We start from the raw sequence: 15,738 nt of genomic DNA on the forward strand, positions 1-15,738 counted from the left end.
TCTGTATTATTATACAAGAGAGATATAAAAAATTTAGTTTGAAAGGGGAACTTATCTTTGACTTTTTATTCCATCCTGCTTACAGTGCATATCATTGCCGCAGTGTGCGGCCTTGGCGCTGCTTTTGCGCAGCCCATCATTTCAAAGGCTCCAAAAACGGTTTCACAGGCTAGGCTTTGTATTTCAATCAATGAGAGAGTAGAGAAGCTCGCAAAATACGGGAGTATTATACTATTGATCACCGGTTTGATTTTTGGAGCTTTGAATCCTGATTTATTCAAACAGGTCTGGTATATCATTTCCATCATAATCTTTATATCTGTTCAGCCGATTGTAGCAGCAGTACTGCCGAAGAAAGTCAAAGCACAGCAGGAGCTTCTTGCTAATCATGAAGGCAAGGACGAATCCCTGCCTGACTCTTACCACCGCATAAATAAAGAACAGCAGCCATTCACCTTATATACACACTTAGCAGCAGTTGTGCTGATTGTTCTTATGGTGCTGAAGCCATTTTAAAGTAACTAGGAGGATCTCAATGAGGTCCTTTATTTTCTTTCAGCTGCTAAGTTGCTTCGTTTAGAGCTCCTGTTTTGATCAGCTGCTTTAAGAGCCTCATATTGACAGTGATTGATTATCAAGGAAAGGCAGCAAAAAGATTCTGATTTTCCTTCCTAATTATTTTATAAAAATGTATTGAAAGGGTTTCCATTAGGTGATAGAATCATAACGTAAACGTTTTCGTAATATTAGTTTTAAAGCAGGTGGGATATGTCCTATACCATTAAAGATGTTGCCAAAAAGGCGAATGTCTCAATAGCAACAGTATCAAGAATTCTGAATGACCAGCCTGGTTATTCAGAAAAAACAAAGATTAAAGTAATGCAAGTCATTGAACAGCTTGGATACCAGCCTAATGCTGTTGCCAGAGGGCTTATAAATAAAAGGACCCACACAATTGGTGTGCTTTTTCCCAAGCTTTCAAGTACCCTCGCAACAGATCTGCTGGATGGGATTGAAAAGGCTGCAAATGAAAACGGTTCCAGCGTAATTGTCTGCCATACAGAGTCAAATGGCGAAAAAACGATGAATTACCTGCAGCTGCTGATTGAAAAAAGGGTGGATGGAATCATCTTTGCCAGTGAGATACTAAAAGATGAGTATTACCAGTATGTAAAAAAAGCAAAGATGCCCATTGTTCTTCTTTCAACGGAATCTTATATTTTTCCAGTACCATATGTGAAGGTAAATGATTTTTCTGCTGCCTATTCTGCTGCTAAATACTTAATAGATAAAGGCCATTCCCTAATAGGAATGATCAGCGGAAACAAAGCAGATATCGTAGCAGGCAAGCCAAGGATAGACGGGTTCCAAAGGGCGCTGATCGACCATGGCATCCCATGCGGCGATAAAAATATTGTGAATAGCCGGGCTTTTGGTTTCCAAGATGGGCTTGTTGGACTGAGGAAGATGCTTGCTCAGTTCCCTGAAGCGACAGCTATTTTTGCCGCCAGTGATGAAATTGCGATGGGCATCTTATCTGCAGCCTTCGAGCTGGGGATTAAAGTGCCTGAAGAGCTTTCTGTCATCGGCTATGACAATTTAAGTCTTGCGGAAATGACGATTCCTCCGCTTACCACCATTGGCCAGCCGCTGGTTAAAATGGGAGAGATGTCAGCACAGATGCTGTTTGATATCTTAAAAACAGGAGAAACACCGGAAAGCCGCATCGTGCCCCACAAAGTAATCGAAAGACTGAGTGTGAAAGAGAGAAGATAGATGGCTCTCTTTTTCTTAGGACATTTGAGTAAACGTTTACGTTAATCGAAAATTTAGGAGGAGTTCAAATGTTTAAAAAAATGACAGCAGGTGTAATGGCGGTTGCAATGGGAGCTTCACTGCTAGCGGGATGCTCATCGGATAGTGCAGAAGATGGCAAGGTTACACTGGAGCTTTTCTCTAATAAATCAGAAAGTATTGAAACCTACAAAGGTCTGATAAAAGAGTTCGAAAAGGAAAATCCAGATATTAAAATCAAGCTGGATGCGCCTCCTGAAGCAGAAACAGTCCTGAAAACACGTTTGACTAAAAATGATCTTCCAGACTTAATGTCCATTGCCGGCAACGCAACTTATGGCGAATTAGGCCGTGCAGGTGTATTGCAAGACTTTTCGGGAACGGAGCTTGTAAAAGAAGTCCAGCCTTCCTACATTGATATGATCAATCGATTGGTAGGACCTGATAAAGAAGGTACATTCGGTATTCCTTATGCGACAAATGCCAATGCAGTCATCTATAACAAAGAAAAGTTTGATGAGCTTGGACTGCAGGTTCCAACTACCTGGGATGAATTTATAGCCACTCTTGAAAAAGTAAAAGCTGCAGGTGAAACGCCAATCTACTTTACTCTGAAAGATGCATGGACAGGCATGATCGCATGGAACTCTCTTGGTGCAAATGTGGCCGGGGAAGACTTTGCTGAAAAGAAAAACAATGGGGAAACTTCTTTTGTGGAAAGCTACGATGAAGTGGCTGACAAAATGGAAGAGCTGGTAAAATACGGCCACAAAGATAATATGGGCGTTGCTTACGGTGATGGAAATAATGCTTTTGCCAACGGGAAGTCAGTATTCTATCTTCAAGGAAACTGGGCGATTCCTGAAATCCTTAAAGCTAATCCGGATATGCAGCTTGGTGTATTCCCAATGCCTGTTACAAACGATCCAGCCCAAAACAAACTTGTATCTGGTGTAGACGTATTGCTGACCATTAACAATGATACAAAGCACAAAGAAGAAGCTGAGAAGTTTGTTGAGTTCATGATGGAAAAAGAAACAGCTAAAAAATATATTGATGAGCAAAAGGCGTTCTCTGCCATCGAAGGTGTGTACCAGGAGAATCCTGTGTTTGAAGGAATCAAAGGCAACTTTGAAACTGGAGCGATTACAAGCTTCCCGGATCACTATTACCCGGCAGGTATGGGAGCAGAAAACTTAGTACAGGAATTCCTCATTAAAAATGATAAGAAAAAATTCCTGAAGAAAATGGACAGCGAGTGGGAAAAAGTACAAAACCGCTAATCCACACTGAAGCCAGGGCGTCCTCACGAACCCTGGCTTTCTAAAAAGGAGTTGCCAAAATGAAAAAGAAAAATCATATTTTCCTTGTCATTGCCATACCTGCCTTTGTTTTATTTTTTATCTTCCACAGTTATCCTGCGCTGCAGGGAATCTTCTACAGCTTCACGGACTGGAAGGGCTATGGTGACTGGAATTTTGTTGGTTTAAAAAATTACCTTAATGTGTTTAAAGATGGACGTGCGGGGGATGCTTACCTCTTTACGTTTAAATTTGCCATTGTGTCGACCATTCTTGTTAATATCATCAGCCTTGCCGTTGCAATGGGACTGAATTCAAAGATTAAATTCCATAAAACTCTGCGGGCTATTTACTTCTTGCCTTATATTTTGAGCATTTTAATTGTCGGCTTTATTTTCAACTTTATTTTTGCTCATTTTCTTCCGCAGTTCGGTGATGCACTTGGGTGGGAGTTACTGAGCAAAAACATCCTGGGTAATCCGGATCTTGCCTGGCTGGGCATCGTCATTGTCGCTGTTTGGCAGGCTGTTTCTTTCAACACGATTCTGTATCTTGCCGGCCTTGTTACGATTTCTGAGGATTTATATGAAGCTGCGAGCATCGATGGTGCCGGCGTTTGGACAAAGTTCTGGAAGATTACCTTCCCGCTGATTGCACCGTTCTTTACTATTAATATGGTATTGTCCTTGAAGAGCTTTTTGATGGTGTTTGACCAGATTGTGGCTTTGACTGGGGGAGGACCGGGAAAATCGACAGAATCCATTTCACTCCTGATCTACCGCGGCGGTTTTGAAGGCGGGGAATTTGCTTATCAGTCGGCCAATGCAGTTATCTACTTTATTGTTATTGTTGTATTTTCCGTCATTCAGCTGAAATTTTTAAATAAAAGAGAGGTGGAAAACTAATGAATCGCAAGAAAAACAGCTGGCTCATCACTTCTCTCTTAATTGCAGGTTCATTATTGATCCTTTTTCCACTATATTTAACCATTACAATTGCGTTCAAGACACCTTCTGAGATGGCAGGAAATCTATTGGCGCTGCCTAAAACCTGGTCGTTTGATAATTTTACACAAGCTATTGAGATGACCAACTTTTTCAGCGCATTCAAGAACAGTGCTTTTGTAACAGTGTTTGTTGTCATATTTACTGTTTTGACAAATTCACTGGTTTCTTATGCAATAGCAAGGAACCTGCATAAGAAGTTTTATAAATTTTTGTATTTCTATTTTTTAAGTGCCATGTTCATCCCATTCCCGATTATCATGCTTCCGCTTGTAAAGCAGACAAGTGCATGGGGCATGGACAATCTGGTCGGATTGATCATCCTGTATATAGTATTTAACTTATCATTTAACGTATTTATCTATATCGGGTATATTCGTTCTATACCTGTTGAGCTGGAAGAAGCAGCTATCATGGATGGTGCGAGCACGTGGGGAGTCTTCTGGAAGGTCATATTCCCGCTTTTGGCACCTATGAACGCGACAGTTGCCATCATCACATGCCTCGGGGCCTGGAATGACTTCATGCTTCCGCTCGTCCTGCTCAGCGACAGGGAAATGGCAACACTGCCGCTCGTTCAATATATCTTCCAGTCCCAATTCAGCACAGACTATAATCTGGCATTTGCCTCTTATCTGCTGGCTCTTGCTCCAATGATTATTGTGTATATCTTTGCTCAGAAGTGGATTATCAGCGGTGTAATGAAAGGTTCCATTAAATAAAGAATAAAATGATTTTCAATGTGATCGGAGTGTTTTACTGTGAATAAGACTTGGTGGAAAGAAAGCGTTATATATCAGATATACCCTAGAAGCTTCAATGATTCTAATGGGGATGGCATTGGCGACATTAATGGTATAACAGAAAAAATCTCTTACCTGCATGAGCTGGGGATTAATGTAATCTGGCTCTCTCCTGTGTATAAATCGCCTAATGATGATAACGGCTATGATATTTCGGATTACAGAAATATTATGGATGAGTTTGGAACCATGCAGGACTTCGATAATATGCTGGCAGAGGCGCATAAATATGGCATAAAAATCATGATGGATCTGGTTGTGAATCATTCAAGCGATGAACATGCCTGGTTCCAGGAATCAAAGCAATCGAAGGATAATCCGTACCGGGATTATTATATTTGGAAAAAGACAGACAATGGAGAGCCTCCGACAAACTGGGGGGCTGCCTTTGGCGGAAGCGTCTGGGAGCTGGATGAACAAACCGGGGAATATTATCTGCACCTGTTCAGCAAGAAGCAGCCTGATCTTAATTGGGAAAATCCTGTATTAAGAAATGAAATTTATGAGATGATGCGTTTTTGGCTGGATAAGGGCATTGATGGATTCAGGATGGATGTCATCAATTTCATTTCGAAGGATACAAGCTATCCGCAGGGCGAGATCCGCAAAGGGCATAAATATGGAGATGGCGGCAAGTATTTTATGAACGGCCCCCGCATCCATGAATTCCTCCAGGAAATGAATCAAAAAGCCCTCAGTCCATACAATACGATTACTGTAGGAGAAATGCCGGGGGTATCGGTTGAACAAGGGAAGCTTTATACTGGTACAGACAGAAATGAACTGAATATGGTATTTCATTTCGAACATGTCGGATTGGGCGATGGCCAATATGGTAAATGGGATCCGCGCGATTGGAAACTGACCGAGCTGAAAGAGATTTTTACAAAGTGGCAAAAAGGTTTGGAGAAAGATGGCTGGAACAGCCTGTACTGGAGCAATCATGACCAGCCGCGTGCTATTTCCCGCTGGGGCAATGATTCAGATGAATACAGAGTTTTATCCGGCAAGATGATCGCTACCTGCCTCCATATGATGCAAGGGACGCCATATATCTATCAAGGTGAAGAAATTGGGATGACGAATGTCTCTTTCCAGGATATTAATAACTACCGTGATATCGAGACATTAAATGCTTACCGGGACCTAACCCCTGATTCACTGACACATGAAGAAATCTTTAAAGGAATCCATGAGCGCAGCCGTGACAATGCCAGGACACCTGTACAATGGAACAGCAGCAGCCATGCAGGCTTTACCAGCGGGACACCATGGATTGATGTAAATCCAAACTATACTGAGGTAAATGCTGAGGCAGCTTTAAAAGATGAAGATTCTATCTTCTATTATTATAAAAAGCTGATCCAGCTCAGGAAGCAGAATGAAGTAATTGTATACGGAACCTATAACCCGGTCATGGAGGAAGACGAGCAGATCTTTGCTTACACAAGGACGCTTGGCGATGAGCAATTATTAGTTATCTGCAACTTCAGTGATCAGGAGCCCGTCTTTACAATGCCTGAAAATGTCCGGTATTCTTCAGCAGAACTGCTGATCTCCAATCTGCCTGTGGATGAAGCTGATTCAATTGACAGGCTGGTATTGAAGCCTTATGAAGCGAGAGTATACCGTTTAGCCAATTAATGAAAGGGCCTGCTGCAGGCCCTTTTTTATAAAGGGAATTTCCCATGCCCTGAGGCTTGCTGTATAGCTTTTAAAAATATCGAATTTGAGGTGTTACTTTTGAATAAGCAGTGGTGGAAAGAAGCGGTCGTCTACCAGGTCTACTGGCGGAGCTTTAATGACTCGGACGGGGATGGCTATGGAGATTTAAAAGGAGTGCTTGGTAAGCTCGATTATATTAAGAGCCTTGGAATTGATGTGATCTGGCTTAATCCTTTTTATCAATCTCCTGATCGGGACAATGGCTATGATATTTCGGATTATTACAAGGTGATGGAAAAAGCGGGAGATATGGCTGACTTTGAAACTTTGGTCGAGGCCATCCATAGCCGGGGGATGAAAGTGATCATGGATCTGGTCGTTAACCACACATCAGATCAGCACCCATGGTTCGTGGAGTCGCGCTCTTCCAAGGATAATCCCAAAAGAGACTGGTATATATGGGAAGATCCTAAGGACGGGGCAGAGCCGAACAACTGGCGCTCTTATTTTGCTCCTTCCTGCTGGGAACTCGATCCAGCAACAGGTCAGTATTACTACCATTCTTTTGCGGTAGAACAGCCGGACTTAAATTGGAAAAATCCTGAACTACGGCAGGAAATCTACAGAATGATGAGATTCTGGCTTGATAAGGGGGTTGATGGCTACCGCATGGACGTCATTAATCTGCTTGCCAAAAAAGCAGATTTTGCTGATGCAGAAAACCCTTATCATATTAGCTATCTGGCCAATAATCCCGGAATTCACGACTATCTGCAGGAAATGAACCGGGAAGTGCTTCAGCATTATGATATTATGACAGTCGGCGAAATCCCGTTTGTTTCCCCGGAGGAGGGGCTGCTTTACGTGGATGAGAGCAGGAATGAACTGGACACGCTCTTCCATTTCCAGGTGGCAGATGATATGCCCGCCTGGGACATGCTCCGTTTTAAGGAAATTCAGTCAAGCTGGTATAGAGGCCTCAAGCAAAAGGGATGGAATTCACAGTTCTTAAATAATCATGATCATACCCGACAAGTAACCAGATATGGCAATGATAAAGAATATCGGGAACAATCTGCTAAAATGCTGGCAACCATGATTCATACATTGCCAGGGACCCCGTATGTTTATCAGGGGGAAGAGATCGGGATGACAGGGGTCAGGTTTGAAACGATAGATGACTATGATGATATTGCCATGAAAAATAAATACTATGAAGAAGTGGCAAAAGGACGGGACAGCCAGGAAGTTTTTGAAAGCCTGCTGATGCTGAGCCGCGACAATTCAAGAACTCCGATGCAATGGAGCGATGAAACGAACGCAGGATTCACAAGCGGGCAGCCGTGGATTAAAATAAATCCTAATTTTAAAGAAATAAATGTTGAAGCTGCATTGAAAAACCCTGATTCTGTTTTCTATTTTTATAAGGAACTTATCGCCCTCCGCAAGGAAAACGATGTAATGGTATACGGGGACTATCAAGATCTATTTCCTCATGATGAGCATTTATACGTGTACACGAGGTCATATAATGGGATTACATGGCTAATACTATTAAACCATTCTGACCAGCAGCGTTCCTTTAAATTGCCAGCCGGATATCAGGATCCGGAGAAAAAGCTGATCATCGGCAATTACCCGAAGGAAACAGCGGATCATGATGAGAAACTCAGGCCATATGAAGCTAAAATTTATCAGATTACCTGATTGGCTGTGAGGAATAAGCAGTGAAGAAAGCCGTTCTTGCAAACAGAACGGCTTTTTGCATTTCCTTTATCTTGGGAAAAATACTTCAGGCATCATTTTAATTTTATTTTATCGAGTTTACTGCTATTCTACTATAAAAAGGCAAAATGGACGTGATGGATTGAATAACTTTGGGAATAACCTTGGAAAAAAGATAAAGGATCTAAGAGTTTCAAGGGGCCTCAAGCAGAGTGAACTGTCAGAAGGCATCTGCACACAGGCGCAGATCAGCAAAATTGAGCGGGGGGATATCATTCCGCTTTCTTCTACACTTTACCTCATTGCCAGAAGACTTGGTGTGGATATTTCCTATTTCTTCGGGATGAACGGGATTGCCAGCAATGAGTATGTTGAAGATGTGATGGAACAGCTTTATGCTGCCAGGAAGGAGCTCAATTATGATGAGCTCCGGAGAATTGTGGCTGTGGAAGAAAAGAATCCCCAGGTGCTGGAAAATCCCGAATACCACCAGGTGCTTCTCTGGAATAAAGGAATCTACACCTTTTACTTGGAAAAAGATTTTGAGAGAAGTATTTCAATATTGCAGGAAGCAATTGATCTTACCCATAAAAATGCTTCGATCTGGACGGAATCCGAGCTCGAGATTTATATCAGCATGGGTATTTTCCACTATGATATAAAAGAATTCCAGCAGTGCTATGATTTGCTGAAAAAAGCGTCTCAGGTTATTAAAGAGCTGCCGCAGCTGCAGAATAAGGATCTGAAAACTAAAGTACTGTATAATCAAGCAAGAAGCTTATGGGCCCTTCAACAATATAAAGAGGCAATAGATTGCTGCTATAAAGGCATCGACTGGTGCGTGAAGGCAAATCTGCTGGACTATTTAGGGGAGCTCTATTATTATCTGAGCATAAGCTATGAAGGCTTAAAAAAATACAATCAGGCGATTGAGCACTATGATATAACGATTAGCATTTTTAAAGCGCAGAAGGATGATAGATTCGTTTCGTTCATTGAAGGCAAGATCGAGAATATAAAAGAGTTAGCCAAGAACTCTTGAAAACCTGAAAAAAAGACCTGCCGCCCCGCAGGTCCTTTCCTTATCAAGAGCGCAACCCCCTGTTCCAAACCTCTGCCTTGGCCAGCGCAATCTGGTCTTCCTTCACCTCGCCGGGCTTGACGCCTGCGCCGATGATATAGTCTGCAAATTCCATGCCGACAAATTCAAATATGTATTCAAATTGCTGGATGAGCGGCAGTCCCTTGATTTTTGCGCTTGTGCCGCCTGTTACGGCTACATAAGCTTTTTTTCTGGCAAGCTCTTCTTTTAAATTAAAGCGCTCGTCGCGAAGATACTGTGACCATCTGTCAAAAAAATTCTTCATTGGGCCGCTCATACCATACCAGTACAGGGGAGTAGCAAACAGGATGACATCATGGCTGAAAATCAGCTCAATCAATTCGTCATAGTCATCGTGGACCGGATCAAAGCCGCCTTCAGCATGGCGCTGGTCGTGGATGGCTTCAATATGCTTATCAGCCAGGTGAACAACAGTATGGTCTGTTCCTTCAAGAATTTTTCCTGCCAAATATTCTGAGTTGCCATTTTTGCGGGTGCTTCCCAGCAAGCATAAAGTTTTCATCGTTACATGCTCCTCACTTGTGTTCTTTTATGCTTAAGTGTAACACGGAAATACCCTATTTTCGAAGGGAAGCAAGTTTGAGGATAAGCAGAAACGTTTTGTATATAATGAGGGCAGGAGGTTGATGAGAATGGCAAATTTGATCAAAACAGAAAAAGAATTCAGGGAAATAATCGGCAGCGGGGAAACAGTGACTGTAAAGTTTTTTGCGGGCTGGTGCCCGGACTGCAAACGGATGGATATGTTCATGCCGAGCGTGCTGGAGGAATTTCAGGAGTTTCCTCTATATGAGCTGAACAAAGACGAACTGCCTGATTTGGCTGCCGAATATAATGTGATGGGCATTCCGAGTCTGCTGGTATTCAAGAACGATGAAAACCTTGGGCATCTTCACAGCGCAAATGCGAAGACACCGGAACAGGTATCAGAATACCTTGGCGAGTATTATAGCAAATAAACAAATAAAGGCCGGGAGAATGCTCCCGGCTTTTTTACTTTTTGTAAGAGAACTGAGAATTGAAGCTGGCAGTGAAAAATGCTATGTTTGGAAAAATGGGCAACAGGGTAGGTAATAGAGTTAATGGAGTGAGGTGGTTAAATTTTCCTGGGTACAGGAGCCGCAGACAGCTCAAAAAAGGCAATAATAAAAATGGTGTTTATACATAAAGAGTAAGCAGGACGATGAAAAGGAGAGAAGCCATGATAGAGTTTGAGGGTGTGACAAAAGAGTACCCCGGCGGAACGAAGGCGGTAGAGTCCCTGGATTTTACGATAAAGAAAGGGGAATTCTTCGTGCTGATCGGGCCAAGCGGGTGCGGGAAGACAACGACGCTCAAGATGATCAACCGGCTGATCGATCTCACGAAGGGAACGATCAGGATAGAGGGGAAAAGGATCAGTGAGTATGATATCCATGAATTACGATGGAGCATCGGCTATGTGCTGCAGTCAATCGCGCTCTTTCCGCATATGACGATCGAAGAAAATATCGCTATAGTCCCGGAATTGAAAAAATGGGAGCGGGAAAAGATCCGCAAGCGGGCGGCAGAGCTGCTGACTATGGTCGGGCTGGAGCCGGATGTATATTTGACGAGGAAGCCGAGCGAGCTTTCCGGCGGGCAGCAGCAGCGGATCGGTGTTATCCGTGCCCTCGCAGCCGACCCTGAAATCATTCTGATGGACGAGCCTTTCAGTGCACTTGACCCTTTAAGCAGGGAAAAGCTGCAGGATGATCTTCTGGATCTGCAGCGCAATATTAAGAAGACGATCGTGTTTGTGACGCATGATATGCAGGAAGCTCTTAAACTGGGAGACAGAATTTGCGTCATGAAGGAAGGGAAGATTGTGCAGCTGGCTGCGCCTGAGGAAATCATTGCAAATCCGGCAGATGAATTTGTGCGTGAATTTGTCGGTGCGCAGGCTGGAGCCGGCCGCGAGATTACAGCTGAAAAAATGATGAAAGCCGGATATGCCGAAAGTGTGTCTGCTGAAGCGGTCGCAGCTTCGGCCAGTTTAAAGGAAGTGCTGGAACTGCTGACTGACAGGGAAGAGATACCTGTTGAAAAAGACGGGACCATCGTCGGTTCAATCAGCCGCAGGGAAGCCATCAGGCATGTGGCGGGAAGCTTAGGAGAAAGGGGGGCTCTAAATGAATGATTTGGCCGGTGTTTTTAAAGAGAGGCAATCAGAGCTTTTCAGTGCACTCATTGAACATATACAAATCTCATTTATTGCGCTTTTCTTCGCTGTCCTGATTTCAATCCCGCTCGGAATTTATCTGACGCGGCATAAAAGAGCAGCTGAGGCAGTCATCGGCGTTACAGCGGTGCTGCAGACCATTCCTTCCCTCGCCTTGCTAGGGCTCCTTATCCCGCTGTTCGGGATCGGGAAAGTGCCTGCAAGCATCGCGCTGATCGTCTATGCACTTCTGCCGATCCTGAGGAATACGTACACAGGCATAAAAGAAGTGGAGCCTTCGCTTATTGAAGCGGCAAGGGCCATGGGGATGAACAGCTGGAAACGGCTTATTAAAGTAGAATTGCCTCTATCCATGCCAGTGATCATGGCAGGGATCAGGACGGCAATGGTCCTGATCGTCGGGACAGCAACGCTTGCAGCTTTGATCGGTGCAGGAGGCCTTGGGGATATCATCCTTCTCGGGATTGACCGGAACAATACATCCCTCATTGTACTGGGAGCAATCCCGGCAGCGCTGCTGGCCATATTATTTGACCTGCTGCTGAAAAGGTTCGAAAAGATTTCATTCAAAAAATCACTGATCCCGCTCGGGGCGATTGCCCTTGCAGCCATTGTCATCATGGTTCTGCCGTTTGTTTCAGGCAAGGGAGAAAAAGATCTCGTGATTGCCGGAAAGCTTGGCTCTGAACCGGAGATCCTGATCAATATGTACAAACTCCTCATTGAAGAGGAAACGGATATGAGCGTTGAATTGCAGCCAGGGCTTGGCAAGACTTCTTTTGTGTTCAATGCACTCCGTTCAGGTGATATTGATATCTACCCTGAGTTCACAGGAACAGCCATTTCGGAATTTTTAAAAGAAACGGCAGTGAGCACAGACCGGCAGGAAGTATATGAGCAGGCAAGGGACGGCATGTCAGAAGAGTTTGAACTGGAGATGCTGGAGCCGATGGACTATAACAATACATATGCACTGGCTGTGCCGGAAGAGCTGGCTGCACAATATGGACTTGAAACGATCTCAGATGTAAAAGCGGTTCAGCAGAATATCAACCCGGGCTTTACGCTGGAGTTTTCCGACAGGGAAGATGGCTACCGGGGGATTCAAAAGCTGTATGGCATAGAGTTTCCTAATGTGAAAACAATGGAGCCTAAGCTTCGCTATAGTGCCGTTGAAACCGGCGATATCAATATGGTGGATGCCTATTCGACGGACAGTGAGCTGGAAGCCTACAATCTGAAGGTGCTTGAAGATGATAAAAATCTGTTTCCGCCTTATCAGGGAGCTCCCCTTTTAAAGAAAGAGACGCTTGATGATCATCCGGAAATCGCGGATGCTTTGAACAAGCTGGCAGGAAAAATCACAGATGACCAGATGCGGGAAATGAACTATAAAGTCAATGTTGATGGAATGAGTGCTGAAGATACAGCCAGGGAATTCCTGAAAAATGAAGGGCTTATAGAGTAGAGGGCATACTGAATCAGGTGACCGGCAGCCCCGCGGGTTCCATTTAAAAGCGTTTAAAATGCCTCTATACGGGAATAGACTATTAAGTGCTACTTAATCAGAAACACTAGTCTCACTTTACAAATCTCACAGGAGGTGGTTAGAGTGGCACAGGATGTATTATGTGAAGTAGTCAATTGCAAGTTTAACCGCAACGGCAGGAAATGCGGGGCGGATGAGATTTTTGTCGGGGCGATCACCGGAAAGAAAGCGAGCACCAATGAAGAAACCGACTGTAAAACTTTTGAGCCTCAATAAGCACTATGGCAGCCTTGGATGAAGGCTGCCGCTACATAACGGCCTGCCGGACAAAAGTCCAGGCAGGTTTTTTCTGATTACAACTAAACAAAATTCCATCTTTCCGGTTTATATTCTTTTTCTATCCGGGTTATGGTACCATTAAAGCAAAAAATTAACCTGGTGAATATAATGAACTCAGATATTTTCAGCTATATGGTTCTGATCTCTGTATCCGGAGTCCTGACAAGCATTTTGGGCATGTATGCCTTTGCTAAAAGAAAAACCTTTTCTGCCGGCAAAACCTTTGTCTGGATAGCGGTTACCTCGGCCATCTACATATTCGGGCATGCTTTTGAGCTGACAGCTGATTCGCTGGCAGAAATCAAGTTCTGGATCGCCTTTCAATATGCGGGCCTGCCCTTTATTTCCCCTATCACATTAGTCATGGTCATGAGATTCACAGGTTTGGACAGATATTTGACCACCCTCAATCTTATTCTTTTTTACACCATTCCTTTCATCAGCATGGTTATGGTGCTGACAAATGATTGGCATGCTCTTTTTTACACCGGATATCATCTGCACCAGGAGGGGGCATACCTGCTTGTAGATATGGATGTTGGCTTTTGGTATGTGATTCATGGCAGCTTTACCTTCGGCAGCCTTTTTGCAGGGGCTTGCATGGTTGTATGGTATTGGAAGAGGGCAGGATTCGCCTACAGAAGGCAGCTGATGACCATGTTTGCGGGACTGACGATCCCCATGACAGCCTCTTTCCTTTATTTAATGGGATATTCCCCTTACGGCATGGATCCTGTTCCGATGGTGATGTGCCTGACATCCTTTTTATATTTGCGTGCCTTTTTTATGGACAGGCTGACAGCCGCGCCGATCGCAAAGGAAAGGGTCTTTGAAAGCATGAGGGATGGTGTTCTCGTATTTGCCCAGGATGATGGACTTGTGGACTATAACCCGGCCGCAAAGGAAATGCTGCCAGGGCTGGATTCCAGCTCAATCGGTAAAAATATGAAGGCGGTTCTCCAGCCGGCTGCAGCATATTCAGGGACCGGGGCTGATGGCGGCAGCTATTCCGGCATTCATAAATTTGAGAGCGAGGCAGAAACATATATCCAGATTCATTCTTTCCCGATAAAAAAAAGCAGCGGGGAGTTGGCCGGTACTACGGTGATCCTCAGCGATATCACCCAGGAAGTACTGCTAAGGCAGAAACTGGAGGAGCTTGCTTTTAAAGATGGGCTGACAGGCATTTATAACCGGACCTATTTCATTGAGCAGAGCGGCAGGCTTCTTAAGGAAGCGGAAGCTGCCGGGGGAACCATGTCAGTCATTTTGTTTGATATCGATTATTTTAAGAATATCAATGATCAGTATGGGCATCTGCAGGGCGATGAAGCGCTTCGGCATATAGCGCGGGTCAGCGGAAGCCTGCTGGGGGGAGGTTCAATTTTTGCACGCTACGGAGGAGAGGAATTTGTCATCTGCCTTCCTGGTGCCGATCTAGAATCAGCGGCTGATCAGGCAGAAAAAATCAGGGCCGGAATCGAAGAGGTTTTTCTGCCTTCTGAAACGGGAATGATTTCATTGACCGCGAGTTTTGGAGCGGCAGAAGCAGCACCGGGAATGACGCTCGAACGGCTGCTTCACAATTCAGACACTGCTTTATATCAATCAAAAAATGGAGGCAGAAACAGAGTTACATGCTGCGAATCACCTGTTTCCGTATCCTAGCCTGGCTGCCTTCATGGCGGCCTTTTTTGGTTTATTAAGCCGGGACTGAAATTGCGGTAAACGTGCTGGATTCCAACAAGGAAGAGCTGGCTGATGGTGATTAATTGGCAAATAAATGGCGTGGCGTGCAGATGAGGTAATGGCTGGTGAAAAAGAGTCTGTTTAGCAGGGGAGATATTCAATCGGCAGAATATTTGGCCGATTCGGTAGAATCCTTGCCCAATTTGGTAGAATATATGCTCAATTGGTGAAATTAAAGTCGGATTTGGTAGAATCCATGTCCGTTTGATTAAAAAACAATATATAAGCTGGCAGATATTGTGCTGTGTTTTTAAATCGCAGCTTAATTCACTAAGAAACCACTGAAAATTGAATTCAGGATCAAGTTAAAACAGTCGTTATTTCAAATAAATTTGAAAAACTGTGTCATTTATGTTTACAATTAAATAGAGATGGGTAAAAAGTTGGACTATATAAAGGAGGGAAGGCTACAAAGAATTATTGCTATTGGGATTTCATTTTTTTGCATCAGCCCTGTTTAGGGCAGGCAGCTCTGGCGGTCTCCACCGCATCATGCTGCTGAGTATTTGGGAACGGCGAACGCCTGCTCAATACATTGATTTGCTG

The 15,738-nt window shown here is 44.0% G+C and carries 14 protein-coding genes; 13 read left to right on the plus strand and 1 reads right to left on the minus strand.

Annotated elements, in window-relative coordinates:
- The first annotated feature begins 57 nt into the window (after window positions 1-57).
- The 8 genes from CYJ37_RS09845 to CYJ37_RS09880 all read left to right on the plus strand — a co-directional run bounded on the left by CYJ37_RS09845 (window position 58) and on the right by CYJ37_RS09880 (window position 9,334).
- Window positions 58-516 (plus strand): DUF2269 domain-containing protein, encoded by a 459-nt coding sequence (locus tag CYJ37_RS09845; protein WP_101549486.1) that lies wholly within the window; start codon window positions 58-60, stop codon window positions 514-516.
- A gap of 252 nt (window positions 517-768) precedes the next feature.
- On the plus strand, window positions 769-1,776 hold the full coding sequence (locus tag CYJ37_RS09850) for a LacI family DNA-binding transcriptional regulator (protein WP_101549488.1): 1,008 nt from the start codon (window positions 769-771) through the stop codon (window positions 1,774-1,776).
- 68 nt (window positions 1,777-1,844) lie between these two features.
- The gene (locus CYJ37_RS09855; protein WP_101549490.1) at window positions 1,845-3,077 is read left to right on the plus strand and encodes an ABC transporter substrate-binding protein; all 1,233 of its coding nucleotides are present in this window, start codon (window positions 1,845-1,847) and stop codon (window positions 3,075-3,077) included.
- Window positions 3,078-3,136: 59 nt separating this feature from the next.
- Window positions 3,137-4,000 carry a carbohydrate ABC transporter permease gene (locus CYJ37_RS09860; protein ID WP_101549492.1) on the plus strand — a complete coding sequence of 288 codons (864 nt, stop codon included), beginning with the start codon at window positions 3,137-3,139 and terminating at the stop codon, window positions 3,998-4,000.
- Entirely contained in the window at window positions 4,000-4,821 is an 822-nt protein-coding gene (locus tag CYJ37_RS09865) for a carbohydrate ABC transporter permease (protein ID WP_101549494.1), read from the plus strand. The genes CYJ37_RS09860 and CYJ37_RS09865 overlap by 1 nt, the downstream gene beginning before the upstream one ends.
- A 39-nt stretch (window positions 4,822-4,860) precedes the next feature.
- A complete protein-coding gene (locus CYJ37_RS09870) occupies window positions 4,861-6,546 on the plus strand; it encodes a glycoside hydrolase family 13 protein (protein ID WP_101549496.1) in 1,686 nt (561 codons plus the stop codon).
- Between the two features lie 99 nt (window positions 6,547-6,645).
- Entirely contained in the window at window positions 6,646-8,274 is a 1,629-nt protein-coding gene (locus CYJ37_RS09875; protein ID WP_101549498.1) for a glycoside hydrolase family 13 protein, read from the plus strand.
- Between the two features lie 160 nt (window positions 8,275-8,434).
- Complete coding sequence (locus tag CYJ37_RS09880) at window positions 8,435-9,334, plus strand: helix-turn-helix domain-containing protein (RefSeq protein ID WP_180827301.1); 900 nt, start codon at window positions 8,435-8,437, stop codon at window positions 9,332-9,334.
- A 43-nt stretch (window positions 9,335-9,377) separates the two neighbouring features.
- Here the strand turns inward: CYJ37_RS09880 and CYJ37_RS09885 are convergent, their stop codons facing one another.
- Entirely contained in the window at window positions 9,378-9,917 is a 540-nt protein-coding gene (locus CYJ37_RS09885; protein ID WP_101549502.1) for a flavodoxin family protein, read from the minus strand.
- Between the two features lie 130 nt (window positions 9,918-10,047).
- On the opposite strand from CYJ37_RS09885, the gene CYJ37_RS09890 reads away from it, so the two are divergent.
- The 5 genes from CYJ37_RS09890 (at window position 10,048) to CYJ37_RS09910 (ending at window position 15,111) form a co-directional block, all read left to right on the plus strand.
- Window positions 10,048-10,374, plus strand: coding sequence for a thioredoxin family protein (locus tag CYJ37_RS09890; RefSeq protein WP_101549504.1), 327 nt, complete (start codon window positions 10,048-10,050; stop codon window positions 10,372-10,374).
- 242 nt (window positions 10,375-10,616) lie between these two features.
- Window positions 10,617-11,573, plus strand: coding sequence for an osmoprotectant update ABC transporter ATP-binding subunit OpuFA (opuFA, locus tag CYJ37_RS09895; RefSeq protein WP_101549506.1), 957 nt, complete (start codon window positions 10,617-10,619; stop codon window positions 11,571-11,573).
- On the plus strand, window positions 11,566-13,083 hold the full coding sequence (opuFB, locus tag CYJ37_RS09900; protein WP_101549508.1) for an osmoprotectant update ABC transporter permease/substrate-binding subunit OpuFB: 1,518 nt from the start codon (window positions 11,566-11,568) through the stop codon (window positions 13,081-13,083). The genes opuFA and opuFB overlap by 8 nt, the downstream gene beginning before the upstream one ends.
- Window positions 13,084-13,227: 144 nt before the next feature.
- Entirely contained in the window at window positions 13,228-13,380 is a 153-nt protein-coding gene (locus CYJ37_RS09905; protein ID WP_009793092.1) for a DUF1540 domain-containing protein, read from the plus strand.
- A 171-nt stretch (window positions 13,381-13,551) separates the two neighbouring features.
- Window positions 13,552-15,111, plus strand: coding sequence for a histidine kinase N-terminal 7TM domain-containing diguanylate cyclase (locus tag CYJ37_RS09910; protein WP_180827302.1), 1,560 nt, complete (start codon window positions 13,552-13,554; stop codon window positions 15,109-15,111).
- The last annotated feature ends 627 nt before the right edge of the window (window positions 15,112-15,738 follow it).

It is taken from the genome of Bacillus sp. UMB0728 (assembly GCF_002858875.1).
In the GTDB taxonomy this organism is placed as follows: Bacteria; Bacillota; Bacilli; order Bacillales; family Cytobacillaceae; genus Bacillus_AB; species Bacillus_AB infantis.